This window comes from Pseudomonas sp. PA-7-1E, assembly GCF_021605325.1.
GTDB lineage: Bacteria > Pseudomonadota > Gammaproteobacteria > Pseudomonadales > Pseudomonadaceae > Aquipseudomonas > Aquipseudomonas fluorescens_BV.
On the sequence record NZ_WKFA01000030.1, the window covers coordinates 1 to 22,552 of the forward strand.

Consider the following 22,552-nt stretch of genomic DNA (forward strand, 5'->3'; position numbering starts at 1 on the left):
GTGACCGGCTGTTTCGGAACAGGCGGAAAATCGGTCACGTTGTTAGCGAAATGAGCGGTCACGCGTTAGCGAAATGGGCGGTCACGATGTACCGAAACGGGCGGTCACGATGGGCCGAAATACGCACTAATGGACGTACCTCAAAAAAACGGCGTCCGATCAAAGGCAAGAAAGGGATCGGAAAATTTGCTGGGTTGATGTCCGCTTCGGTGATGCGTCTCACCACAATGGCCCGTGGCCAACAGATTTCGTTCACGCTTGGTATTGAGGACCTTGAGTCGGCGTCCGATATTGAGCACTTGACGCTACCACTTGAGGTGAGCGAATGCAGCTTCGAAGATCATGGAACCTGCGTGACACTGACGCATCTTCGTCAAGGGCTACGTTACCCAAGTGCTGATCGACTACGCCAAGAACTGATCATGGAGTACGGTCGGCAGAAGGACTTCAAAATTATCATCAATGGTAAACCGCTGGGCATTGATGATCTTGAAGGCGAATTCACTGAGGTGCAAGGTACGTTTCCTGATGCGGGGGATGCAACTCTTCGTTTTGCCATTAGCAAAAAGAAAAGTGGTCTGAGACGCCCCGGCATTACTTTGATGGTGGAAGGAAAGGCAGTCGGTAAGCCTAGTTATTTTGGCTTGGAGAACAGTGATGAGATTCCTGCTCGTCTGCTGAGAAAGCTGTATGGCGAGGTCGAAGCTGACGGGCTGATGGACTATGTAACTGCCGGTTGGGACTCGGTAATCGAAAACAGCGAGGCTTACCTACAGATCGTCACCTTCGTGCAGGCAAATTTGGTTGAGGCTTTCCGCTCTACACACGGTATGGAAATGCGGATGGCGCATGCTCGCTTGCAAAAAGCGGTCGCCGGCCGATTGGAAAAACTGCCCCAGCACAAGCGCGAGTTTGCAGATCGAGCAATCAAGAAGGTTTTGAAAAAGTATTACGACGAACCTGCCCACAAGGTACAGGCTCTCGCATTTGTCGTTCTTGAGGCCGTAGAACGTACCGAATACCGCTCTATCATCGAGCATCTCGCTGAAGCAAATCGCGGCGATATCGTTAACCTTGCTGATGCGCTGGAGAGCTTTGGCCTTGCCGACATGGCCGTTCTGGTCGACCAAGCTAAAGCCAGACTGCAGTTCTTGGATGACTTGGAGCGCCTAGTCCGAAATGAAGGCTGCCTTGAGTCAACGGTACACAAAGCTATAGAAGTAAATCTTTGGATTTTGGGTGCTGCATTCACGATCTTTAGTTCCAATATCACTTTGAAACGGCAGATTGAGGAGCTGCTGAAACAGAAGTACTCCGGAGCGCTAGGCACGACCCGTCCAGACTTGCTGTTGAATGAAAGCCTGCTGGGGGAGTTCTTACTGATCGAGTTTAAGCGTCCCTCGCATCCTTTGAGCTTTGCGGATTACCAGCAAGCAACTCGGTATCGGCATGAGCTTACCGGGTATAGCGCTAAGCCAATAAAAATTCTAGTAATAGGAGGGCGGATTGATGGCTTCCCGACCCGAGAGCTTGAGCCTGGAGTCAGCTGCCTATTGTTTACAGATATTATTTCCACAGCACGCCGACAAATTGAATGGCAGCTTCAACGTGCACCGGGTTTTCCTGGCGCACTGCTGATGTAGGCCGTATTTTGTGGGTTTTGGACAGATTCCTGGCTCTAGCCTTCGGAATCCAGCAGCCCCGGGAGGGCTTGCCATTTTGGCTTGTGACAACACCTTAAGCATGGCCGAACGTTTCAGCCCAGGAAAACGAAGCAATTTACGGCATTGCATACCTGCATGACCGCGTGGTTTTTAAAGCCCAAAATAGAGCGCGGGCGGTACAAACATTGAATCACAACCCAACTGTATGTGCAGAATCCACAGCTGTTTTTCCGTTCATCCAGTCTGGCTATCAGAGCAAATCGGTCAACCGCTGAACTCAATACAGTCGTGCACACTGTGATGGGGGGGCACCCTCGAACACGTGAGTAGGAGGTACCTGCTCTGCGTTAGAGCAAGTAAATCTTCTCGTGCGCGCCACTCTTCCTGATTTTCGTCGTTTCGAACGCATAGTCATGTTCGTCAAAATTACACTCCGAAATAAAGTGAGTGTATTTCAAACTCTTCACGCGGGTCATGGCCTTGCTTTTACGCAGGTCCGTCGTTTTATTCTGAACATTCATTTCAGGTGAGAAGTAATTGATCAAACCGGCTTCGGCGGCGAGCACGAGATTTTCTTCCCCCAGGTTTAGATAGTCGTTAGGCTGTTTGATGGCCATGCCGTCGCGAGACGCCATCGCCTCGAATCGTGGCGTGAAGAAGTACAGATAGATTTCCGCTTCGTCCTCGCATTCTGCCTGGGCTTGCTGCACACGCTTGTGCCCGTCCATTCGGTCAGACAGCTCCATGGCCTTGCCGATGTACATGACTTCGTATTTTTCCGGAAGGTCATCGGTAACACGCAGCAGTTGATGAGCAAAGATGATATGCCTGTTTTTATCCTTGGGCGTCGGGTCCGCAGGTGTCAGGAAATGGTAGGCGATTGCCCGATCCGCGCGCTCCTTCTCCCCGCTTCCCGGCATGACGGCTGCGACCAAGGGCTCTCGCTTCAGCAGGCGCTCATACTCATCCGCGGACTTGACATATTGAATCATTGATTGCAAATGGGCCGGGGTCGGAAAGTATTTTTTATTGATAGCCGGCGCGCCATGCAGCAGTTGAGCAATGTTGACCTTGTGCGGGCGCGACAGCATGCCCTGCGAGGCATACTTAAACACGATCTGGCATTTTTTGCTTAGACAGACACTGGAAAACCGCGCTTTGCGTCGTTTGACAAGAAAATAGATTCGTCCACTTCTGAATCTATCCACTGCCTCTAGAGGTTCCTCGAATTCGCGATATAACTTTTCGGCCGTAATGAAAAACGCATCCACTAGATGAGATTTAAGAATTTTGAACGGTGGTTTTATCATGACTACTCCTTAGGCGATGTCATTCCATAACACCTGGCGCATCATACTGGATCGCCTCTGGCTTTTTTTGACGCTGAGTGACTGCCCCTGGCCGTTCACTGCTGGTCATGGTTGCGAGGGGTTGGGTCAAATCCATTACAATGGCTGGTTAGGTCGACTGCAAATGAGTCGTCAAGTCAGTGCAACTACCCAGGTGTCAGCGGATCTAGAGAAGTGGCCGCCAGCCAGCGGCGTGTTCAGCTAGTCTTCCCACACCAGTGACTCAAGGACGATCCCCATGCCAGATAACTCTGAAGCCAACATAGCCACAGCGGATGCTCTCACGCTGCTCCTGCACAACCAGCACGCCCTAGCAGCGGCCCTTGAAGAAGTGACCAAATGGATTTCAGAGAATGGAGTGGAAAGTGTCGCCGCTAACGCAATGGGGGCCATGGAAACGCTGGACAAAAATGCACGAGCCGTCACCGATGCGATTATGCGCCTACGCCTGTTATAGGCATCATCTAACGCCCGCTGCCCCTTGCAGGTACCGAAATGATTCTGCTGGATCAACCTGTAAGGAAAGTCAGTACTTATCGTGGATGGGAAGCAAGATTTTCAGATCTAATACAGGCGGGGCCAATGGAGTGCTATCTCGTGAGGTATTCCATTTGGTATCTCAATCAAAATACACAACTAATATTAACGATAATAATCAATAGGATAAATTACCGTTTCAGATTACCTTGGAAGATTGATCTGGCTTCTGCTCCACGACACGATGGTGCGTGCTGCCTAAAGGTTAGGACGAACCAGAGTCCAGCGGTTCGCTAGGGAAAATGGAATCGTCGTGCCTTGATGAACGTAAGGTGACCACAAGCTTATCCATAGCGTTCATCGTCAACGACGTCATAGACCAGCTTCGCTCTGCCCGCTTTACAGGTATGTATAGACCGGGGACATAGTGGTAAAGGATGCCCGCATCTTGCTGTCCAAAGGTCTTCGGCGGTAAAGGCAAAGGCTTTGCCATTCAGCAGAATTTTGTCCACCCAGCCCTTGTGCCTTGGCTACCAGGCTCGCCACCCGTGTGGCGCCATGATCGCCGAATAAATTAAGCAATAGCATGGGCGTGGTGCCCTGCCTGCATTAGCGTGATGATGGCTGAAGGTAAGGCGTCAAGGTACTGAGGAGTTTTCTGTCAAGGCAGGCTCATTGCTTCTTGATGATCAGCGGAAAATAAATGCAATGTATAACGAACAGTTAACTATAAGGAATAATCTGTAGGATAAGTCGTCTACCTGCTATTTACAGCGCCATAGTTGACGAATAAGAATAGCCCTCCAAGCAGCAACCACTGTTCAATTCAACCTGAAGATTAATTTTTTCGGAGAATACAGAATGGCCAGCGAAAACTACGCTATCAAAGGTGGCCGACCTTTACCGCCAACTTCCGTTAACCAGGCGCTTAACTTTGATCGTGACTATTCGCGGTTGAGGAATTATTACGAAACCTGGTCAGTCGATTATGACAACGATGTATCTGAAGAAAACTACTGCGGCCCCCGCATGCTCGGTGACCTCTTCGACTCGTTGCTCCCGGCCTCTGAAGCGCGCCGCCCCATGCGAATCATGGATGCTTGCTGCGGAACCGGTCTGGTCGGTAAAGAACTGATGCTGCGGGGATTTTCGCCTGTCGATGGTTGTGATTTATCGCCGGCCATGACTAACTTGGCGCGCGAAACCCGGGCCTATGCAACATTGTATGGTGGGGTGGATCTTACTGAACATAATCCAATGATCGCTGACAACCAGTATGACGCAACCTTTTGCTGCGGTGCATTTATCGAGGGCCATCTACCCACAGAGGCCATCCATGAGCTTATGCGAATCACAAAAAATAGCGGACTGATCCTACTGAGTACGCGCTGTACTTTTTATACAGCAGAACACTTTGACTCCCTACTGCATAAACTAACGGCCTCCAGACAACTTTCTGTATTGCCTTCGTTTATGAACGCCGCTTACTTGAACGACGTGCAAGCCCACTACTTGGCGTTTGCCGTCAACAAATAATCAGGAGTCGAACATGGATGTGCTCAATAGTATTTCCCTTGAGCGTCTTGAATCGACCCAAGCAGATTATGAAATCAGCTGTTTGCGCAAATGTTGCGTCAATGATGGATTCTTCTACCTGGCCGATCATGGCATACAGCCCTCGTTGATAGCGGATGCCTTGGACACCGCCCGCCAATTCTTCGCGCTGCCACTGTCCACCAAGAACCAGTTCTGCCAGGACCGGCAAGTGGTCATCCCCAAGACGTGCCGTGGATATGTCGATACGTTTGGCGAGACCTTGCATCCCCCCACCGGCCCGGATCGAAAGCAGCATTTCGACATGGGCCGGGAAGCGCCGGCCTGCGACTTGCCGTTTACCGGGCCGAACCTGTTGCCCAGCGAGGGTCAGGCCCCCGGCTTTGCCAAGTCCATGCTCGCTCTGCAACAAGAAGTACTGGACCGGGTAGTGCCCGCACTACTGCGCGGCTTGGCCCTATCCCTCGGGCTGGACCGTGATTTTTTCCAGGCGTTTTTTTCCAACCCGGTGCTGATCCAGCGCGCGCTGTATTACCCACCCTCGGGCAGTGGCGCGGGCAAGCACACCGACAACGGCATGTTCACCTTGCTGTTCCAGGACCCGCGAGATGCCTGCGCCCTCAGTGCCTTTTCACAAGGCCGCTGGATCGACGTTCCTTGCCGCGCCAACGAAGTGGTGGTGAATCTCGGCGATATGTTGATGAAGTGGAGCAACGGCCTGTTTACCAGTACGCCGCACCAGGTGATCCACCGTGCAAGCAGCGCCAGGGTGTCACTGCCGTTTTTTGTGTACCCGGACATTGATGCCGTGTTTACCCCGCTAGGCAGTGATCAAACGGTCGCCTGCCGGCAGGTCATGCTCGATAACTTCAATTCCATCTGGGTATCCGGCCAGGGCGCCGGCAGGGCGCGCGAGTTCGCTTGAAGCGGCCCACAGGAGAAGCGATATGCACACCGCAGAGCCAAACAAAATCGCCTTCATCGGCGTTGGAAATATGGGCCGGCCACTGGTGGAGCGTCTGCTGCTCGCCGGATACGAGGTTCAGGTGTATGACATCGACCCGACACGTGCGAGCTCCGTGATCGCTGCAGGTGCTCGCTGGAAGGCCACCCCCGCGCTGTGTGCCAGCGGTTGTGGGGTTGTCGTGACCTGCCTGCCCCTACCCCATCATGTGCTGGAAAACATGACCGGGCCGGAGGGTGCGCTGGCCGGGATGGCGGAAAATTCGGTATGGATCGATACCTCCACCACCGATTACCACAACACCCGGCATATCGCCGGACTGGCCCGACAAAAACACATCCATAGCCTTGAAGCCCCGGTCAGCAATCTGTCGCATATGGGGGTGGATTTCGCCAATGTGTGTTTCTACATCGGTGGCGACAAAATCGGTTATCAATCAAGTCACAGCGTGCTGGAGACCATGGGCCGCAAGGCATTTTATGTAGGTGAGATCGGCACCGGGCAGTCCGTCAAGTTACTGACCAACCTGCTGTTTTACGCCGCCACCGCCGTGTGGGCCGAGTTGCTGGTGCTGGCCCGGGCCAATGAGATCCCGCTGCACTGGTTCTGGGATTTCGTAAAAACCTCCCGCGGTAACTGCTTTGTCAGCAATCAGTTGACCCCGTTTATGCTCGACGCCAGCTACGACCATTCGTGCACCCTGGAGATCACGGTCAAGGACATGAGCCTCACCGAGGCGCTGGCCGATGAGTTGGGGGTGGCGATGCCCTTGGGGCGGATCATCGCTGATCGTTATCGACAGGCCGGAGCGCGGTTCGACACTCAGGACAATCACGTCAAGGTCGCAGCCTTGAGCGAACAGGAAAACAGCATTGCGCTTGCGCTGGCCGACTTCCAGGCACCCTCGCCCTACGGCGCCAATCGTAACTACCGACACAGCGGCGCTTTTACCGAGGATGCCTTCGGCCGGATCACCCCCACACTGCCGGGAACGTTCCACTCCGGCATCCGGTTTACCGACAACCAAAAGATCAAGCTGGCGACGCATCTGGTGGAATTCCTCGCCTGTATCAACCGGGTCATCCTCGGGGAGGCCGCTGAAATTGGCGGCGCCATGGGCCTGTCGCCCTCGCTGGTCACCCAGGTCGTCAACTGGAGCTGCGGCCCTAGTTGGGTGGCCGAACACATGGACAGCTACGAGCCGTGCTTCGACAGCATCGCGGTAGTCGATCAAAAACGCCATGAGCTAAAGCTGAGCGTTATCAACCGGATTTTCCAACAATCGATCCTGGATGTTGCCATCTCGCCCCGCATGGCGGGTCTTTCCGAGGCCGAGGGGGTACTTGTGCCATGAAAATAACGTCCATCAAGGTCTACCAGTTCGACGTCCCGCTCAAGGAAAAATACAGCCTCAGCGGCGGTCGCCTGCACTATGCCGCGCTGGATTCCACCGTGGTCGTGATAGGTACCGACAGCGGTTTGCTGGGGGTGGGTGAAAGCTGCCCATGGGGCGCCACCTACCTGCCGGCCTATGCCAGAGGCGTACGGGCGGGGATCGATGAACTGGCGCCCCATCTGATGGGGGAAAACCCGTTGCACCTGGACCAGATCAACGAGCGGATGGACGTGATGCTGCCCGGGCACCCGTATGTGAAAGCGGCAATTGACCTGGCGTGCTGGGACATTCTCGGCAAGCACTGCAACCTCCCGTTGTATGCCCTGCTGGGGGGTAAGTTCCAGGACTCGATTGCCTTGCAGAGCAGCATTCCCACAGACAACCCCGACCTTATGGCCACACACCTGGCGGCCGCCCGACAGCAGGGTTACCGCACCCATTCTTGCAAGGTCGGCACCGGTGTCGAAGAGGATGTAACGCGGATCAACTACCTGATTGCGCAGCGTTTGCCGGGCGAGGTGATTACGTTCGACGTCAATCGTGCCTGGACGGTGGCCGATGCCGTCGCGGTGATGAACAGCGTGCAGGATCCTACGGTGTGTTTCGAACAGCCCTGTGAGTCCATGGATCAGTGCCGCGCCGTGCGCGAGCTGACTCGTAATCCGATTATCCTTGATGAGTCTATTGTGACCCTGGCAGACCTGGCGTATGCCCAACGCCATAACATCACTCAGGTCATCGGGCTGAAAATCGGTCGGGTCGGTGGCTTGACCAAGGCCCGGCAACTGCGCGACTTCTGCATCCATCACGGAATCCAGATGAACATTGAGGACGTCGGCGGCACCTTGATTTCGGACAGCGCCGTCATGCATCTGGCCACCGCGACGCCAGCGCGTTTTCATCGCGCGAGCTGGAACTGCTGCCGGCACCACGATGTGCAATTGGCCACGGGTGGGTTCGATATTCGCCAGGGCCGCGCGTATGTACTGGACAGCCCGGGGCTGGGGCTCGAACTCGCCCCCCGGCATTTCGAATCACCGGTCGCGCAGTACAGTTGAGCGCCGCGGCCCTTTCCACCACGTTGATCCATGGAGGCTCCATGTCCAGCGCCCCATCATCCTTGCATCTGGCTCGCGGCTTCGACGCGGATCCCTTTGCATCCTTCACCTTACCCAGCGAACACTATGTGGATAGCCGGCTCTTCGAACAGGAAATGGAGCTGATTTTCTGCAAGACCTGGCAGTACGTTTGCCACGTTTCAGCCTTGGCCCAGGCCGGTGACTATTACGTCCGGGACCTGGGTCGCCAGAGTGCCCTGGTGGTCAAAGACAAGGACGGCGACTTCAAGGCATTCCACAATGTTTGCCAGCATCGTGCACACCGGCTCGTGGAGGGGAGTGGCCATGTGCCCGGGCTGTTGACCTGCCCTTACCATGCCTGGACCTATAACACCCAGGGCCAGTTGGTCAGCGCGCGAAAGTCCGAGCATCTCAAGGACTTCTGTACTGAGCAGGTGCAACTCGTGCCCATCCGGCTTGAGGTATTTTGCGGGTTTATTTTTATCAATTTCGACAGCAAATGCGCATCCATGCAAGCCCTGCTTCCCGGCCTGGAAGACTCCATAAGATCCTTTGCTCCGGCGCCGGAAAAATTGTCCCATGCGTATTCCAAGAACTACAGCGTGCAGTCCAACTGGAAAGTTTCGGTGGAAAACTATTCGGAGTGTTATCACTGCCCGATGTGCCATCCGACATTGTCCATGGCCACCCTTGATCTCAAGAGCTACCACTTGGCGATCCATGAGCATTACCACGCCCATGTCAGCCACGACAGTGGAACAAATCAAGGGTATACGATGAAGGAAACCTCACCACAGTCCCGTCAGTTTGGTGCATGGTACTTATGGCCAAACTTTTGCCTGGAGGTGTACCCAGGGGGCTATATGAATGTCCTGCACCACATCCCCATCGCAGTGGATCACACCTTGCAAGTGGTCGAATGGTTTTGCGATGCCGCCACACCCACTCGGGAAGAGCAGGAAGTCATCGATTTTGTAGCGGTTATTCGCGAAGAAGATGTGCCCCTGTGCGCTAGCGTCCAGCGGGGCTTGAGCAGTGATGGCTACCAGCAGGGACGTTTTGTCGTTGACCCGGGCCTGGGTGCTAATAGCGAACATGCCGTGCATGACATCCAGAAAAAAACCCTGGCGGCCCTTGGCCTGCTGACACCCTCTTAGGGTCTTTGAAAACGCCCCCTTGGGGTTTATGTCGAGAGCGAGGCTGCGATAGTGGTGTATCAGATGCCATAAGTACCGGCAGTGCTACCGTCGCCACCTAATAGTAATCTGGCCGTTGAGCCGTGCGCGTCTCCTTGTCGGAGCTGGCTTGCCTGAGGTGGTCGTTAATGATGACGTTGAATATCTGACACCCTGCGGTGTTCCAACTGCCGCTATCGCAAGCGAGCTCCTCAGCGAACGGTCCTGCGCTCTAGCTTTCGCTGTTAATCTGCCCTGCCTTATCAGCGAAGGACCGAACGCAGGCATTGCGCCTCAGTCACCAAAGGATGACTTCAACCAATCCAGCAACTGCCGGGCTGCCGGACGCAGGTTGGCGTCTCGCCATTTGTAGACGCTCAGAGCTTCCGGCAGATGGGTGGATTCGGCAAAGGGCCGTACCAGGTCGCCGCTGGCGAGCATTTTTTCGGTGGTCCGACGCCACCCCAATGCAAAACCGAACCCCTCGACACAAGCCTGCATCATCACTGGATAGCTGTCGAAGAATTTGTCCTTGGAGCCACCCGCCTTGATGCCGAATTCCAGCAACCAATCGTTCCAGGTGCTCCAGTCTTGCGGTACTGCAACGTGGTGCAGCAGCGGCAGGTTGGCCAAGTCCGCCAAGACCAGCGGCGTGCTGCCAAAAGAAGCGAGGTAGCGTGGGCTACATACCGGATAGATGTCATCGCTCAAGGTAAACAGCCGCGTGTGATCGCCAGAAGCCCGGCCTGAGGTCTGGATGGCGATATCAAATTTTTCAGCGGTTGCGGTGATGGGCTGGGTCGATGCGTTAAGGCGCACCTCCAGATCCGGGTACTTCCTATGCAGCGCGGGAATATTGGGCGTCAGCCAATAGAAAGCTTCGCACAACTGTGCCACTAGGACTACTTCGCTGCTTTCCCGGCCTTTTTTCAGATCTTCGGCTTGCGACGCAATACCCAGGAATGCCGTCCGAACGGCATCGCGAAATTCGACACCCGCCGCCGTCAGGAATACCGCCCGATTTCTGCGGGTAAATAACGCAACACCCAGGAATTCTTCGAGAGAACGCACCTGTTTGCTAATTGCGGCCTGGGTCAAGTTCAACTCTTCAGAGGCTTTGGAAAAGCTCTCAAGTCGCGCCGCCGCTTCAAAAGGCACAAGGCTGGACAGTGGGGGCAGTGAGCGTTTGAAATTATCCATAATTTTCAGTCCTTCTGCGTAACCATAAGTCACTTTAAATACAGCCAGTGCGCACTCAGAATCCTTAAAGCCGTTAATCAAGGAAAACTCATGTCTGGAAGCACTACGATAACCGCCACTGATAACCGACAAAGCATTCTTATCGTTGTAGGTTCGGTATTTTTGCTCTCGGTGTCAGACGCCATCATAAAGGCAACCAGTGCCGAGACTTCAATGTGGCAACTGTATGTAATCCGTTCTGTGCTGGCCTCGGGCATTCTGATGGCGCTGGTGGTTCACCTGCGCGGCGCCACGAATTTGTGGCCGCTGTCTCCCCTGTGGGTGGTGATAAGAAGCCTGCTGCTGTCGTTGATGTGGATCGCCTTTTACGGCGCACTGCCCTTCATCAGCCTGACCGTCGCCGCCTTGGCTATCTATACCACACCTCTGTTCATCGCTTTGTTCTCGGCCCTCTCCTTGAAGGAGAACGTGACCACACGCAAATGGCTGGCGATCTGCCTGGGTTTTGTCGGGGTCGTGATTACCCTGGCGCCGAGCACCGAAGACTTCAATACCTATGCGCTACTGCCTGTACTCGCCGCTATTTTATACGCCCTTGCCGTGGTGGTGACCAAGGGCAAATGTGCCGATGAGGACCCCGTACTCTTGGCGTTGGCCATGAATGTCGCGTTGCTGATCATTGGGGTGGTGGGCAGCTTGGTGGTGCTGCAGACCGGCCCGCATTTTCCGGTGGATGACGGTTTACGATTCCTGATTGGAGGCTGGTCGGCCATGGGCCAGGGCGACTGGTGGATCATGATCGTATTGGCGGTCCTGATGGTAGTCGTCAGCATCGGGCTCGCCAAAGCCTACCAAGTTGGTGAGACCTCGGTCATTGGTGCGTTTGACTACACCTACCTGATTTTTGCCATCGCCTGGGGCGCCCTGTTGTTCAACGAAATGCTGAACGGCCGAACCGCTACCGGCCTGGTCCTTATTCTGCTGTCGGGTTTCATTGTGCTGAAAAAACCCGCAGGCGAGCGCTAGACACCTCACGTGTACAGGCCCTGCCCAGGAGCTGTTTATGCTGACGTCATCTCATCTGCCCAACGTAATTCTCTGGGCCGTCTCCCGGAGCCGCTCGACCGCCTTCGAGCGGGCCGTGATGCAACATCCAGACGTGAGGGTGCTGCATGAGCAGCTGTCGGAACCCTTCCTGTTGCAGCACTTTCCCGCCAAGCATGCGCTGATCGAGCGCACCCGGCAGGCCGAACAAGGCCCCGTGGGCATCACCCGCTACAGCCAAGCGATGGACCTGCTGTGCCAACGCCCCGCTTTGCCCCTGCGACTGCAATTTGCTAAAGAGATCGCCTATTTTTTTGACTTCCAGGCCATTGATGGCGCCTGGTTGACGGGTTTCAAGCATGTCTTCCTGGTACGCCAGCCACTGGATGTCATGCAATCGCTTTATCGCGTCAGCCAGGGCGGCGGTACCACTTATTTCGATGCCGCCGAGTCGGGTTTCGATGAGCTGGCGAGCATTCATAATCTAGTACTGGAGCATTGCCCCAGCGACCAAGTGCTGTACCTGGACAGTGACGCCGACTTGATGGGGGAGACCCAAGGCACCCTGATGCGTTTCTGCGATTTTGCCGGTATCGACTATTCCCCACGACTGTTGTCATGGGAGCCGGAACAGATTGCGCAATGGCAGTTTTTCAAGGGTTGGCATGATGAGGCCGAGCGCTCATCCGGGTTCGCCCCGGTGACACACTCGGCCATGGAATTCCCTGAGATAGTGGAACAAACGGCGCGGAACAAGCAGGTGATTTATCGGTTTTTCCAGCTATCCGCCACCTGGCAACGGCTGGCTGATGCAGCGGATCACCTTAAGTGCCTGCATGAACCGATCACGACGCGACTCCAAGTCCTGTTACTGGCCCCATCCGACGAGCATCGCAGTAGCGCCCTGCAACTGGCGGCCCATCTCCCCGAAGACTATGCCCTTTGGCTGTTGGACAGCAGCGGCCAGATGCTGAACGAGGAAACCATGCGTGAACTGGCCATGTTGCAGGACGGGCCTCTGGTGCTGCTGACGACCGACGAAAATATAGCCTATTGCTCTCCCGCGCAGGCGCGTCAGCGGTTCCTGTGCCTGATGGCACCTGACACGCCATCGGCCAGGGCCCTTGACTTGCCCCTGATAGCCATCGATCCGTCCAACCCTGGCGCTCAGGCCCCGCGAATCAGTGCGCAACTGGCAACCCTTGCGCTAAATGCGAGCCTACGTAGCCGCACGCATCAAATCGCCAGCAACCGCCACGCCAGCACTGCCAGCGCGCCGGGCCTATCATGGCAGCAACACTTCTTTCGCTTACTGGACCAAGCCCCTGAGAGGTTGGTCGCGATGACACCGCATAGGCAACTGAATGCCAGGCAACTGCATGCCCATGCCACCACGCTGGCCGAACGCCTGTCGAAAGTTTGCACCCATAGCGGCTGGGTGGCTATCCGCCTGGACAAGGACCTTCCAAGCCTGATCACCATGACCGCCTGCAGCCTGCTGGGCTGGCCCTACCTCGATATTCCTCACTGGTATGGCCTGGAGGCTACCGCCAAGGCCCTGACCAACCTCCAGCCGGTGGTGGTGGTAGGTGACACCACCAGTCTCAACGACTTGCCGCCCGGTTATCGCACCCTGGTGTTCGACGAACTGGACCCCGCGCCCGCTGCCGTAACCCGACGTGCAGCTGTCGTCAATGACCTAGCTTACGGCCTGCTTACCTCCGGCACTACCGGCACGGCGAAGATTGTCACCATCGCCGAACACGGTCGCCTTGATTCCCTGGCGCTTTGGCAACAGCACATCCGCCCGGGCGACCGAGTGGGCCTCAATGCTTGGATGGCTGGATATGTCTACTACCCTATTTTCAGCGGTGCCACCGCCTGCCTGATTCCGGATGCCATGGTGTTGGATCCTCAGGCTCTACGGGCATTCGTCCAGTGGGGCCAGCTCAGCCAATTGATGATCACCCCCAGCCTGGCGGCAGGCCTGATGCAGGATGAGCCGGCGTTCAAACAAGCCTTTGCCGCAGTGCATTGCCTGTGGCTGAGCGGCGAACAACTGCCAGCGACCACGCGCCAGAATCTCGTGCGCTGCCTGCCGCATTGCCGGGTGATCGACCTGTATGGCTCGAATGAAGCCGGAGATGTCGCGTTATCCGCCCCGGACGGACATCTGCAATTTACCGCCGGAACCCAGGCCTACGTGCTAGACCCGGCCCTCGATTGCACGCCGCTGGGTGGCCACGGTGAACTGTACGTCCATACCCCAGGCCTCAGCATGGGCTACCTCAATGACGACGCGGCAAACCGCAGTGCCTTCGTGGAAAATCCAATGGCCACCGACTGCCCGACGCTGGCACACCGGCTGCTGCGCACCGGCGATATGGTGCGGCTGAGCGAGACCGGAGAGGTTTATCTGATAGGGCGTGCGACGACCCATTTGAAGGTGCGCGGTTTCAAGATCTTCAGCGCAGACGTCGAGCGGGTATTGATGACTCACTCCGAGGTACGCAGCGCGCTGGTCACTACCCGTGGCGAGGGCCAGGATATGCAACTGGTGGCCTTTATCAGCGCCCGAGACCCCGACAACCCTCCAGCTGCTGGCGCCCTGCGCCAGTGGGCAGGCCAGCACCTGCCCGCATTCAGCGTGCCACTGGGGTACTTTCTTGCCGCGTCGATTCCGGCGGGAGCGAGCCAGAAGCGTCTGGGTGCCCAAGCCCTGTTGCTGCAGCCTTTAGCACCGCTGTCGGATGACCTACCGCCGCTGACGCCGCTGCAAGTACGAGTGGCAAGGCTGTGGGCGCGCTGCATGAACCTGCAAGGGGTCACCCTGGGGCCCGATAGCGACTTTATCGATATTGGCGGCAGCTTGTTGCTGCTGGATTTGATGACGCGCATCAATCGCGCATTCGAGACGAACCTTACGATTGCCGATATCACCCGCGACTCGACGGTGGCAGGGATCAGCAGGCTGCTGGCCCATCGGCTGCAAGGTACGCCGCTGTTGGAAGTGGCCTTTTCGGTCACGGCAGAAGCCGAGCGTTATTTGGCCCGGTTGACCACGGCTGTGGCGAGCCTGCAGCAGGCGCCGCGACGCCTGGCCCGACGCACAATCATGGTCACCGGAGCGACTGGGTATCTAGGGCGCAGGGTGGTTGCCGAACTGCAACAAACAGCCGGTGTGGAGACGATCTTGTGCCTGGTCCGTGCGGATGATGCGGCCCAGGCTCAACGTCGGGTAGCCAAATTGGGATTGTCGCCCCGCACGGCTCGGGTCGAGGGCATGGCCGGGGATCTGGCGCAACCACAATTCGGCCTAGCGAGCGCGGCCTATCAGCGGCTGTGCCAAGACGTGGACTGCATCATTCATTGCGCCGCCGACGTCAACTGGCTCAAGCGCTATGAACGCCTGGCCCAGACCAACGTCGGCGGTGTGGTCGAGGTGCTCGGCCTGGCAGCCGCAAACGGGGCCGGCGTGGTGTTTGCCTCGACCCTACCGGAGCCGGTGCCATCGACCGGCTATAACCGCGCCAAGCTGGTGGCCGAACACTTGGCCATTGCGTTTTGCGAAAGCCGCGGGCTGTCCCTGAACATTCTGCGCTGTGGCGACATCAGCGCCCCCGCACATCCCGACAGTGGCGCGTCGATAAACCAGGAGGACTATGTCGGGCTACTGATTCGCAGCTGCTTGGCCCTCAATGCCTGGCCAGACGAAGCGAGCTGGTCAATGAACCTGACCCCCGTGGACTATGTCGCGCAGGTATTTACCCACACAGCGATCCACGGCCAGGCCTTGGGTTCACCGCCCGTACAGCACCTGTATAACCCTGCGGCGAACCTCAAATGGACCCAGTTATGCGCCTGGATACAGACGCTTCTGGGACCAACCCAGTATGCACCACTGCCCCTGGAACAATGGCAGGCCAGACTCAAGGAACAGGCCCCTGGCAAGGCCGTGTTGCAGCGCACGCTGTTAATCCTGCCGATGATCATTGATGACTTCAGCTACTTCAACCCTCCACCGCCGCTGCTACTTGATCATTTGGAGTGCCCGGTGATCGACGCTGAATGGACCCAACAGTACCTCACGGCACTGAACCTAACCCAGGAGTGAACCCATGACACGCACTACTAACGGCTGGGCCGCCTATGGGCCGGGCTCTCCACTGGAACCGTTCACCTACCTGCGCCCGGATCCCGGGGCCAACGAAGTGGAGATCCAGGTGACCCATTGCGGAGCCTGCACCAGCGATCTGCATTTGATTGAAGGCGATTGGGGTGAAGCTTCCCAATACCCACAGGTGTGTGGCCATGAAGTTGTGGGGCGCGTGGTGCGCACCGGGTCGGCAGTTACCCACCTTAGCCCCGACCAGCGCGTCGGCGTCGGCTGGTACAAGGGCGCCTGCCTGGCGTGCGAGTGGTGCCTCAAGGGTGAAGAGCAACACTGTGCGGCCGTGCTGCCAACCTGCAGTAACGGGCAAAAAGGCGGGTTTGCCGACTTCCTGACCTGCGACAGCCGCTTCGTGTTCTTGCTCCCCGACAACCTGCCCTCTCATGTGGCCGCGCCGCTGTTCTGCGCCGGGCAGACGGTGTTCACCGCGTTGCTACGGGGCACCCGGCCAGGCATGCGCGTGGGCGTGTTGGGCATCGGTGGGCTCGGCCACCTGGCCATCCAGTTTGCAGCCAAGTTCGGCTGCACGGTCACCGCGTTATCGAGCTCCGATAACAAGAAAGCCCAGGCATTACAGCTGGGTGCGCGCCATTTCTACACCCTGGACTTGGCCACGTTGCAGGCACAGGAAAATACCCTGGACTTCTTGCTAATCACCGCTTCCAACGACCAGGACTGGGAACGGGCCATCGCCCTGCTGCGCCCCCATGGCACCCTGTGTTTTGCCGGGATGCCCGGCCCGGTCACGCTGGACATTCCTGCCATGACCTACAAGACCTTGACCGTCAGTACCGCCAACGTCGGCGGGCGTCACGACATGCTGAAAATGCTGGAATTTGCCAGCGAACACCATGTCTGGCCGATGGTGGAGATTTTCCCGACAGAGCAGATCAACCAGGCCTTGGACGCCCTGCGCAACAACACAGTGCGCTACCGAGCGGTAATTGAATTCTGACTGTCATCCGCCCCCATGGAGATGTCTTTCATGCCCCCGTCACTGGTACTACCGTCACATCCCCTGCGTACCCCGGACCTGGTGCCCCACCCGTTTGAGATCGAACGCCAGGCCCAGTCCACCCTCAAAGGGCATCGCTCATTGCTCTTGTGGTTCACCGGTATGTCGGGGGCCGGCAAGTCGTGCATTGCCAACCGCGTGCAGGCCGGCCTGCACGGTAAGCGGCTGCACACCTGCCTGCTTGACGGCGACCGGCTACGCCAGGGCTTAACCGCCGACCTGGGCTTTGCCGATAACGACCGCAAGGAAAACATTCGGCGCACGGCCGAGGTCGGCAGGCTGATGGTAGATGCTGGGGTCATCACCCTGGTCTGCCTGATCTCGCCCTTCGAACAGGAACGCCGCATGGCCAGGGCGCTGTTCGTCCCCGGCGACTTTATTGAAATATTTGGGTATACGGATTTAATGGTTGATGGGGCACCTTCACCCCATCAATCTGATACCACCCTCAGATGGTTGATAGATCGACTCCGTAGTTGAGTTCCTCTGCGAAGTCCGGCAGTCCGTAACCGATGGTTTTCTTGTAGAAAGGAGAGACCTTCGCAGTCGGTGCCTTCTTCTTGTGCTTCGTGGTGTAGAGCATTCGTGCCCGCATCACCTCGAAGGAGTAACCGCGCCCTTCACGGTTCTTGTCCTTGGCCAGTCGGTTGATGGACTCCGTGTAAGCGTTGGTGACGGGCATGTCCGTCTCGAAGTAGGTCATGGTCTCTTCGCGCCAGTTTCCCACTGCCCTGACCAGATCGCTCCAGACTTCCTTTTGGCCCTTCGGGATGGTGGCTATCCACTCGTCCAGGGCGGCTTCTGCCTGGAGCCGTGTGGTGGCGTCCCAGATGCCGTAGAAGCGCTCCTTGTGCTCGTAGGCGGCCAGCAGTTGCGGGAACGCGCCTGTCCAGGTCTCCATGATGAGGCGCTCCCGGTCTGAGACTTCGTGAGCGCGTTTCAGCAGGATTTTCCGGTCTCCCTTGAGAGTCCGGCTCTGGGACGGTTTCAGCTCCTTTCTGAGGCCCTTGCGCACTCTCTCTAGGGCATCGTTGGCCATGCGCACCACATGGAACTTATCGACCACGATACGGGCCTGGGGCAGCACAGCCTTGACCGCTGCCCGGTAGGGGTTCCACATGTCCATGCTGACGATCTCGACCTTCTGCCGGTCTTTCAGCTTCATCAGGTAGTTGGTCACCACGTCCTGGCGGCGGGTGGCCAGCAGGTCGAGCAGGGTTCGCTCCTCAATGTTGGTCAGAATGCAGCGGTAGCGCTTGTTCAGGTATAGCTCGTCAATGCCCAGGATGCGGGGCGTCTCGAAGCGGTGCCAGCGCCCCAGGAACTCGGCGCGGGCGTTGAAGATGTCGCGCACCGTCTTCTCGTCCAGGCCGGTCTGTGCCGCCACAAAGGTGTAGGGGTGGTTGAAGGATTCCTTCTCCACGTACTCATGCAGCCGCAGTGTCATACGGAATCCGTCCACCATCTCCGGTAGCTGGGGCCTGAATGTTGTCTTGCAGGCCCGGCAGGTGTATCGGCGGCGGACCACCCAGAGAGTGACCCGCTTGCCGTGGATGGGCAGATCACGATAGGGAACGTCACGCTTGCCGAACCGTACGAACTCACCCTGCACGCCGCATTCCTCGCAGGCGATGGGATCGGGCACGTCCACCTGGAAGTGCATTTCGTCGTCGGTTGATTTGCAGCCCAGTACTTGGTATTGCGGCAGGTGAAGGATGTTGTCGGGAAGTTCGGTCATGGTGTTGTATAGGCGTAGGTGTCAGTCAGATCCATCCGACTCGGCATTGGTGTTTGCTTTTTTACCCAACAAGCTGCTGGAAACGAAAAGTAAGGCACCGAGGACAATTGCAATATCAGCCAGGTTGAAGGCCGGCCAATGCCAGTCTCGCCAATAGAAATCAAAGGAATCCACAACATAGCCGCGAAAGACCCGGTCAATCAGGTTGCCCATGGCGCCACCGAGGATAAGACTGTAAGCGATGGCTTCTCCTTTATGACGATTTTCAAGGATCAGCTTGATCAGAAAAATCGAGACCACTACCGCGATTCCGATAAAAAAGTAGCGCTGCCAGCCTCCACCATTCGCAAAAAGACTGAATGCGGCACCGGTGTTCCATAGGTGCACCCAGTTAAAGAACGGGGTCACCGAAACATACTCGCCATAGGCCATTGATTGCTGCACCAGCCACTTTACAGCCTGATCAGACGCTGCCAGCAGGCCCGATATGGACAATAGGGCATACGGCGAGAGCTTTTTGCCAATAATGAGCATTATTTAACCCTTCAACGCCAAAATGCGTCTGGCACCGTTAAGTACAATGCCCCCCGCGATGGTGCCGATAATCAGATCCGGATAATTGGAACCGGTCCACGCGACCAGGGCGCCGGCGGTGATGACCCCCAGGTTGATCACCACGTCGTTGGCCGAGAATATCCAGCTTGCCTTCATGTGCGCCCCGCCTTCCCGATGTTTGGATATGAGCAGCAGACAACTGGTATTGGCAATCAATGCGACGAATGCGATAGCCATCATCACCAGCGATTCAGGCTCACTACCGAATACAAAGCGTCTCACCACCTCTACGAGCACGCCCACAGCCAAGATCAGTTGCAGTACACCAGCAAGATGCGCGGCACGTACCTGCATTTTCACGCTATGTCCAACCGCATAAAGGGCAAGCCCGTACACCGCCGCATCGGCAAAATTGTCCAGGGATTCTCCAATCAGGCCGGTGGACCGGGCGATCAGACCGGCAGTCATTTCCACCACGAACAGAAGTGCATTGATGCCGAGCAACCAGCGCAGGGTCCCGGATTCTTGCTTAGCAGAAGCTGCCGAAAACTCGGCGGCCTTGATGGTCTCCGGATTTGCAGCGACGGTTTCCTGAAGCGAGGCGCCTAGCCCCAAGGTCTTCAGTTTCGAGGTGACGGGCTCGACCTCGCCGTCATGCACGACCTTCAGCCGGCGGTTCGACAAGTCGAAGGACAGCGCCCGAATTTCCTCAAAGCCGTTCAGGGCTAGGCGAATCATTCGTTCTTCTGATGGACAGTCCATCTTCGGCACGGCATAAACACTGACCCATCTCCCTGGCGCCTCGGAGGAGGCCTGTATATCGGTATCCGCTGCGGACGTTGCATCACCGCCACAGGCGCCACCACAGGATTTGCTCATGATACGACTCCACTTGAACAATGTTGTGGTACCATTTAAAACTATAAAGCTACTATAAGGTCAATAGAGTAAAGAATCCGTTGGGGAGGAGGCTGATGCGCATTGGTCAGTTGGCGCAGTTGGTAGGGGTCGAAACACAGACGATCCGCTTCTATGAACAGCAGGGCTTGTTGCCGCCGCCTGATCGGCAGGACAACGGTTACCGTGTCTATACCGAGAAGCATGGTGAGGGGCTGGCCTTCATCCGTCGCTGCAGAATCCTGGGCCTGTCACTGGCTGAGATTCACGAACTACAGAGCTATGAGGACGACCCTCATCAGCCTTGTACCGCCGTCAACGCCTTGCTCGATGATCACATCTCTCATGTGCGGTCGCAGATAACCGCTCTGCAAGCGCTTGAGAAACAACTCGTTTCACTGAGAGCGAGTTGCAACGATGACCGGGAAGTTGAGGCGTGTGGGGTTCTTGCTGGAATTAGCGAAGGAAACATGCACCAGCAGTAGGTGAAGCATCAACCAGATAATCCGATGAGATGCCGGTCTGTCTCACTCTCATGCAAAGGTAAGATCAACCATTTAATCCGCTTACCCAAATATTTATCGATGCGCCTCTGCATGTCCTGGAGCTGCGCGACCCCAAGGGCCTCTACGCCAAGGCACGCAAAGGCCTGATCAAGAATTTCACCGGCATTGACTCGCCCTATGAACGCCCGGAGGCCCCCGAAATTGTCATTGACAGCACAACCTCCTCAATCGAGCAGGCCGCACACACCATCGAGAGTTTCCTCAAACGCCAGCGGGTATGGGGGTAACCGTTACATCAGCAACAGGCAAGCACTACGAAACACTTGTTGTCGTCCAGGCCGGTTTCAACGGTGTGGCGGCGTCCAATAAAACCAAGCATCGGAAGCTCGTACCAATACGCTTAGCACTAACTGGTTAGCGCCGAAGCCGCAAACGACATCCCATCTGCGGAGATAGCTTGTTTGACGACTGTCGCCAACACCAAAGTCATTAAGACTTTCAGACCAAGCCCCTGAACATAGGAAGGCTCCGCATTCCTATGTTCAGGGGCTCACATCAAAATAACGATTAGCGGCTAACCATCTAATCCAACATCACCCGCAAATCCAGTTTTTCCAGCCTATTTGGCTAGTAATGCCACTCGGAGGCAATGGACGCCATGTTTTGGTAGATCAGTCCGAGGTCCGTCGTTTTGTCGAGACGCACGACATTATGCCAAGATCAGGTATGAGAGGTGCATTCGTTGAGATCCCGGCGGCATGTATGCCTATATGTATGCCAACCTGACTTAACAGCTAAAAATAATAATAAATACAGTAGGTTATGAATTTGGTTCAAATGACTGTGTAGCCACCAAGTACTAAAAACGGCTTACCGAAAGGTAGGCCGTTTTTTTATGCGCGCAAAAAACTCCCTAACTGTATTTTGACGCCCCCCTACCCCACTGTTAGTGTCCAGCCTCCCCTGAACACGGAGTGCCCCCGATGCAACTGGACATCTACCAAGTCGACGCTTTCAGCCACCATCCCTTCGGCGGCAACCCGGCAGCAGTGTGCCCGCTCACCGAGTGGCTGCCCGACGAGCAACTGCAGCAGATCGCGGCCGAGAATAATCTTTCGGAAACCGCGTTCTTTGTACCCCGTGGCGAGTTCTATGAGTTGCGCTGGCTCACGCCGGAAGTTGAGGTGGACCTGTGCGGCCATGCCACGTTGGCAGCCGCGTGGGTATTGATCCACAAATTGGCGGACGCCCCGCAGGTTCTTCGCTTTGCCACCCGTAGCGGCGAGTTGCGGGTAACGCGCAACGGCGATGAGCTGGCGATGGATTTTCCGGCAAAGAAACCCGAACGCTGCGAGCCGCCCCACGGCATGTTGAGTGCCCTGGGGCTTGAAACCGCCGAGGTGTTTGGCACCGACGACTATATTGTGCTGGTGGAGGATGAAGCGCAGGTAGCGGCCCTGGCACCGGACTTTGCGCGACTCAAGGGCCTGCCTAAACGCGGCATTGCGGTGACCGCCAAGAGCACGCGGTTTGATTTTGTCTCGCGCTGGTTCGGCCCGAATGTGGGCGTCAATGAAGACCCGGTTACCGGCTCGGCGCACACCTCGCTGGCACCGTTCTGGGCCGAGCGCCTGGGCAAGTCGCAATTGAGCGCCGAACAAGGCGGCCAGCGTAAGGGCCAGTTGCGCTGTGAACTCCAGGGTGACCGGGTGATTATTTCCGGCAAGGCCGTGCTGTACATGCAAGGCACAATTTACCTGTAAAAAAC

General features: G+C 56.6%; 19 protein-coding genes. 14 read left to right on the forward strand and 5 right to left on the reverse strand.

Annotation, left to right across the window (positions count from 1 at the left end; all coding sequences use genetic code 11):
- The coding region (locus tag GIW79_RS18560; RefSeq protein ID WP_169866684.1) for an ATP-binding protein at positions 1 to 1,643 on the forward strand (1,643 nt) is incomplete at its 5' end.
- Between the two features lie 368 nt (positions 1,644 to 2,011).
- Here the strand turns inward: GIW79_RS18560 and GIW79_RS18565 are convergent.
- The gene (locus GIW79_RS18565) at positions 2,012 to 2,974 is read right to left on the reverse strand and encodes a hypothetical protein (protein WP_032902223.1); all 963 of its coding nucleotides are present in this window, start codon (positions 2,972 to 2,974) and stop codon (positions 2,012 to 2,014) included.
- A gap of 277 nt (positions 2,975 to 3,251) precedes the next feature.
- On the opposite strand from GIW79_RS18565, the gene GIW79_RS18570 reads away from it, so the two are divergent.
- The 6 genes from GIW79_RS18570 to GIW79_RS18595 all read left to right on the forward strand — a co-directional run bounded on the left by GIW79_RS18570 (position 3,252) and on the right by GIW79_RS18595 (position 9,640).
- Entirely contained in the window at positions 3,252 to 3,470 is a 219-nt protein-coding gene (locus GIW79_RS18570; RefSeq protein ID WP_032902222.1) for a hypothetical protein, read from the forward strand.
- Between the two features lie 881 nt (positions 3,471 to 4,351).
- A complete protein-coding gene (locus GIW79_RS18575; RefSeq protein WP_050587213.1) occupies positions 4,352 to 5,026 on the forward strand; it encodes a class I SAM-dependent DNA methyltransferase in 675 nt (224 codons plus the stop codon).
- A gap of 13 nt (positions 5,027 to 5,039) precedes the next feature.
- Positions 5,040 to 5,969, forward strand: a complete 930-nt coding sequence (locus GIW79_RS18580; protein WP_032902221.1) for an isopenicillin N synthase family dioxygenase — start codon at positions 5,040 to 5,042, stop codon at positions 5,967 to 5,969.
- Between the two features lie 22 nt (positions 5,970 to 5,991).
- Positions 5,992 to 7,362 (forward strand): NAD(P)-dependent oxidoreductase, encoded by a 1,371-nt coding sequence (locus GIW79_RS18585; RefSeq protein WP_081036805.1) that lies wholly within the window; start codon positions 5,992 to 5,994, stop codon positions 7,360 to 7,362.
- The gene (locus GIW79_RS18590; RefSeq protein ID WP_032902220.1) at positions 7,359 to 8,462 is read left to right on the forward strand and encodes a mandelate racemase/muconate lactonizing enzyme family protein; all 1,104 of its coding nucleotides are present in this window, start codon (positions 7,359 to 7,361) and stop codon (positions 8,460 to 8,462) included. The genes GIW79_RS18585 and GIW79_RS18590 overlap by 4 nt, the downstream gene beginning before the upstream one ends.
- Positions 8,463 to 8,503: 41 nt before the next feature.
- On the forward strand, positions 8,504 to 9,640 hold the full coding sequence (locus GIW79_RS18595) for an aromatic ring-hydroxylating oxygenase subunit alpha (protein ID WP_032902219.1): 1,137 nt from the start codon (positions 8,504 to 8,506) through the stop codon (positions 9,638 to 9,640).
- A 312-nt stretch (positions 9,641 to 9,952) separates the two neighbouring features.
- Here the strand turns inward: GIW79_RS18595 and GIW79_RS18600 are convergent, their stop codons facing one another.
- Positions 9,953 to 10,939, reverse strand: a complete 987-nt coding sequence (locus GIW79_RS18600; protein WP_232964618.1) for a LysR substrate-binding domain-containing protein — start codon at positions 10,937 to 10,939, stop codon at positions 9,953 to 9,955.
- 9 nt (positions 10,940 to 10,948) lie between these two features.
- On the opposite strand from GIW79_RS18600, the gene GIW79_RS18605 reads away from it, so the two are divergent.
- The 4 genes from GIW79_RS18605 to GIW79_RS18620 are packed head-to-tail and all read left to right on the forward strand — an operon-like array spanning position 10,949 to position 17,568.
- Positions 10,949 to 11,884 (forward strand): DMT family transporter, encoded by a 936-nt coding sequence (locus GIW79_RS18605; RefSeq protein WP_032902217.1) that lies wholly within the window; start codon positions 10,949 to 10,951, stop codon positions 11,882 to 11,884.
- Positions 11,885 to 11,921: 37 nt separating this feature from the next.
- The gene (locus GIW79_RS18610) at positions 11,922 to 16,016 is read left to right on the forward strand and encodes an SDR family oxidoreductase (RefSeq protein ID WP_032902216.1); all 4,095 of its coding nucleotides are present in this window, start codon (positions 11,922 to 11,924) and stop codon (positions 16,014 to 16,016) included.
- 4 nt (positions 16,017 to 16,020) lie between these two features.
- Positions 16,021 to 17,028 (forward strand): NAD(P)-dependent alcohol dehydrogenase, encoded by a 1,008-nt coding sequence (locus GIW79_RS18615; protein ID WP_032902215.1) that lies wholly within the window; start codon positions 16,021 to 16,023, stop codon positions 17,026 to 17,028.
- Positions 17,029 to 17,058: 30 nt separating this feature from the next.
- Positions 17,059 to 17,568, forward strand: a complete 510-nt coding sequence (locus GIW79_RS18620) for an adenylyl-sulfate kinase (RefSeq protein WP_232243903.1) — start codon at positions 17,059 to 17,061, stop codon at positions 17,566 to 17,568.
- On the opposite strand, the gene GIW79_RS18625 is transcribed toward GIW79_RS18620, so the two are convergent.
- From GIW79_RS18625 to GIW79_RS18635, 3 genes are read right to left on the reverse strand one after another with little or no spacing between them, the layout of a single operon-like run.
- Positions 17,537 to 18,826 carry an ISL3-like element ISPpu12 family transposase gene (locus tag GIW79_RS18625; protein WP_004574636.1) on the reverse strand — a complete coding sequence of 430 codons (1,290 nt, stop codon included), beginning with the start codon at positions 18,824 to 18,826 and terminating at the stop codon, positions 17,537 to 17,539. The genes GIW79_RS18620 and GIW79_RS18625 overlap by 32 nt on opposite strands.
- 21 nt (positions 18,827 to 18,847) lie before the next feature.
- Complete coding sequence (gene lspA, locus GIW79_RS18630; protein ID WP_003821921.1) at positions 18,848 to 19,360, reverse strand: signal peptidase II; 513 nt, start codon at positions 19,358 to 19,360, stop codon at positions 18,848 to 18,850.
- 3 nt (positions 19,361 to 19,363) lie between these two features.
- Positions 19,364 to 20,260 carry a cation transporter gene (locus GIW79_RS18635; protein WP_004364974.1) on the reverse strand — a complete coding sequence of 299 codons (897 nt, stop codon included), beginning with the start codon at positions 20,258 to 20,260 and terminating at the stop codon, positions 19,364 to 19,366.
- A 95-nt stretch (positions 20,261 to 20,355) separates the two neighbouring features.
- On the opposite strand from GIW79_RS18635, the gene cadR reads away from it, so the two are divergent.
- The 3 genes from cadR (at position 20,356) to GIW79_RS18650 (ending at position 22,547) form a co-directional block, all read left to right on the forward strand.
- Positions 20,356 to 20,763, forward strand: coding sequence for a Cd(II)/Pb(II)-responsive transcriptional regulator (gene cadR / locus GIW79_RS18640; RefSeq protein WP_009403731.1), 408 nt, complete (start codon positions 20,356 to 20,358; stop codon positions 20,761 to 20,763).
- Positions 20,764 to 20,885: 122 nt separating this feature from the next.
- Complete coding sequence (locus GIW79_RS18645; RefSeq protein WP_232243906.1) at positions 20,886 to 21,071, forward strand: adenylyl-sulfate kinase; 186 nt, start codon at positions 20,886 to 20,888, stop codon at positions 21,069 to 21,071.
- Positions 21,072 to 21,767: 696 nt separating this feature from the next.
- The gene (locus tag GIW79_RS18650) at positions 21,768 to 22,547 is read left to right on the forward strand and encodes a PhzF family phenazine biosynthesis protein (protein ID WP_054897161.1); all 780 of its coding nucleotides are present in this window, start codon (positions 21,768 to 21,770) and stop codon (positions 22,545 to 22,547) included.
- Positions 22,548 to 22,552: the final 5 nt, after the last annotated feature.

What these genes read in the sequence shown, in the direction of transcription:
- GIW79_RS18565 (WP_032902223.1), bottom strand. Translation starts at nt 2,974, where the DNA reads ATGATAAAACCACCGTTCAAAATTCTTAAATCTCATCTAGTGGATGCG.
- GIW79_RS18570 (WP_032902222.1), top strand. Translation starts at nt 3,252, where the DNA reads ATGCCAGATAACTCTGAAGCCAACATAGCCACAGCGGATGCTCTCACG.
- GIW79_RS18575 (WP_050587213.1), top strand. Translation starts at nt 4,352, where the DNA reads ATGGCCAGCGAAAACTACGCTATCAAAGGTGGCCGACCTTTACCGCCA.
- GIW79_RS18580 (WP_032902221.1), top strand. Translation starts at nt 5,040, where the DNA reads ATGGATGTGCTCAATAGTATTTCCCTTGAGCGTCTTGAATCGACCCAA.
- GIW79_RS18585 (WP_081036805.1), top strand. Translation starts at nt 5,992, where the DNA reads ATGCACACCGCAGAGCCAAACAAAATCGCCTTCATCGGCGTTGGAAAT.
- GIW79_RS18590 (WP_032902220.1), top strand. Translation starts at nt 7,359, where the DNA reads ATGAAAATAACGTCCATCAAGGTCTACCAGTTCGACGTCCCGCTCAAG.
- GIW79_RS18595 (WP_032902219.1), top strand. Translation starts at nt 8,504, where the DNA reads ATGTCCAGCGCCCCATCATCCTTGCATCTGGCTCGCGGCTTCGACGCG.
- GIW79_RS18605 (WP_032902217.1), top strand. Translation starts at nt 10,949, where the DNA reads ATGTCTGGAAGCACTACGATAACCGCCACTGATAACCGACAAAGCATT.
- GIW79_RS18610 (WP_032902216.1), top strand. Translation starts at nt 11,922, where the DNA reads ATGCTGACGTCATCTCATCTGCCCAACGTAATTCTCTGGGCCGTCTCC.
- GIW79_RS18615 (WP_032902215.1), top strand. Translation starts at nt 16,021, where the DNA reads ATGACACGCACTACTAACGGCTGGGCCGCCTATGGGCCGGGCTCTCCA.
- GIW79_RS18620 (WP_232243903.1), top strand. Translation starts at nt 17,059, where the DNA reads ATGCCCCCGTCACTGGTACTACCGTCACATCCCCTGCGTACCCCGGAC.
- GIW79_RS18625 (WP_004574636.1), bottom strand. Translation starts at nt 18,826, where the DNA reads ATGACCGAACTTCCCGACAACATCCTTCACCTGCCGCAATACCAAGTA.
- lspA (WP_003821921.1), bottom strand. Translation starts at nt 19,360, where the DNA reads ATGCTCATTATTGGCAAAAAGCTCTCGCCGTATGCCCTATTGTCCATA.
- GIW79_RS18635 (WP_004364974.1), bottom strand. Translation starts at nt 20,260, where the DNA reads ATGAGCAAATCCTGTGGTGGCGCCTGTGGCGGTGATGCAACGTCCGCA.
- cadR (WP_009403731.1), top strand. Translation starts at nt 20,356, where the DNA reads ATGCGCATTGGTCAGTTGGCGCAGTTGGTAGGGGTCGAAACACAGACG.
- GIW79_RS18650 (WP_054897161.1), top strand. Translation starts at nt 21,768, where the DNA reads ATGCAACTGGACATCTACCAAGTCGACGCTTTCAGCCACCATCCCTTC.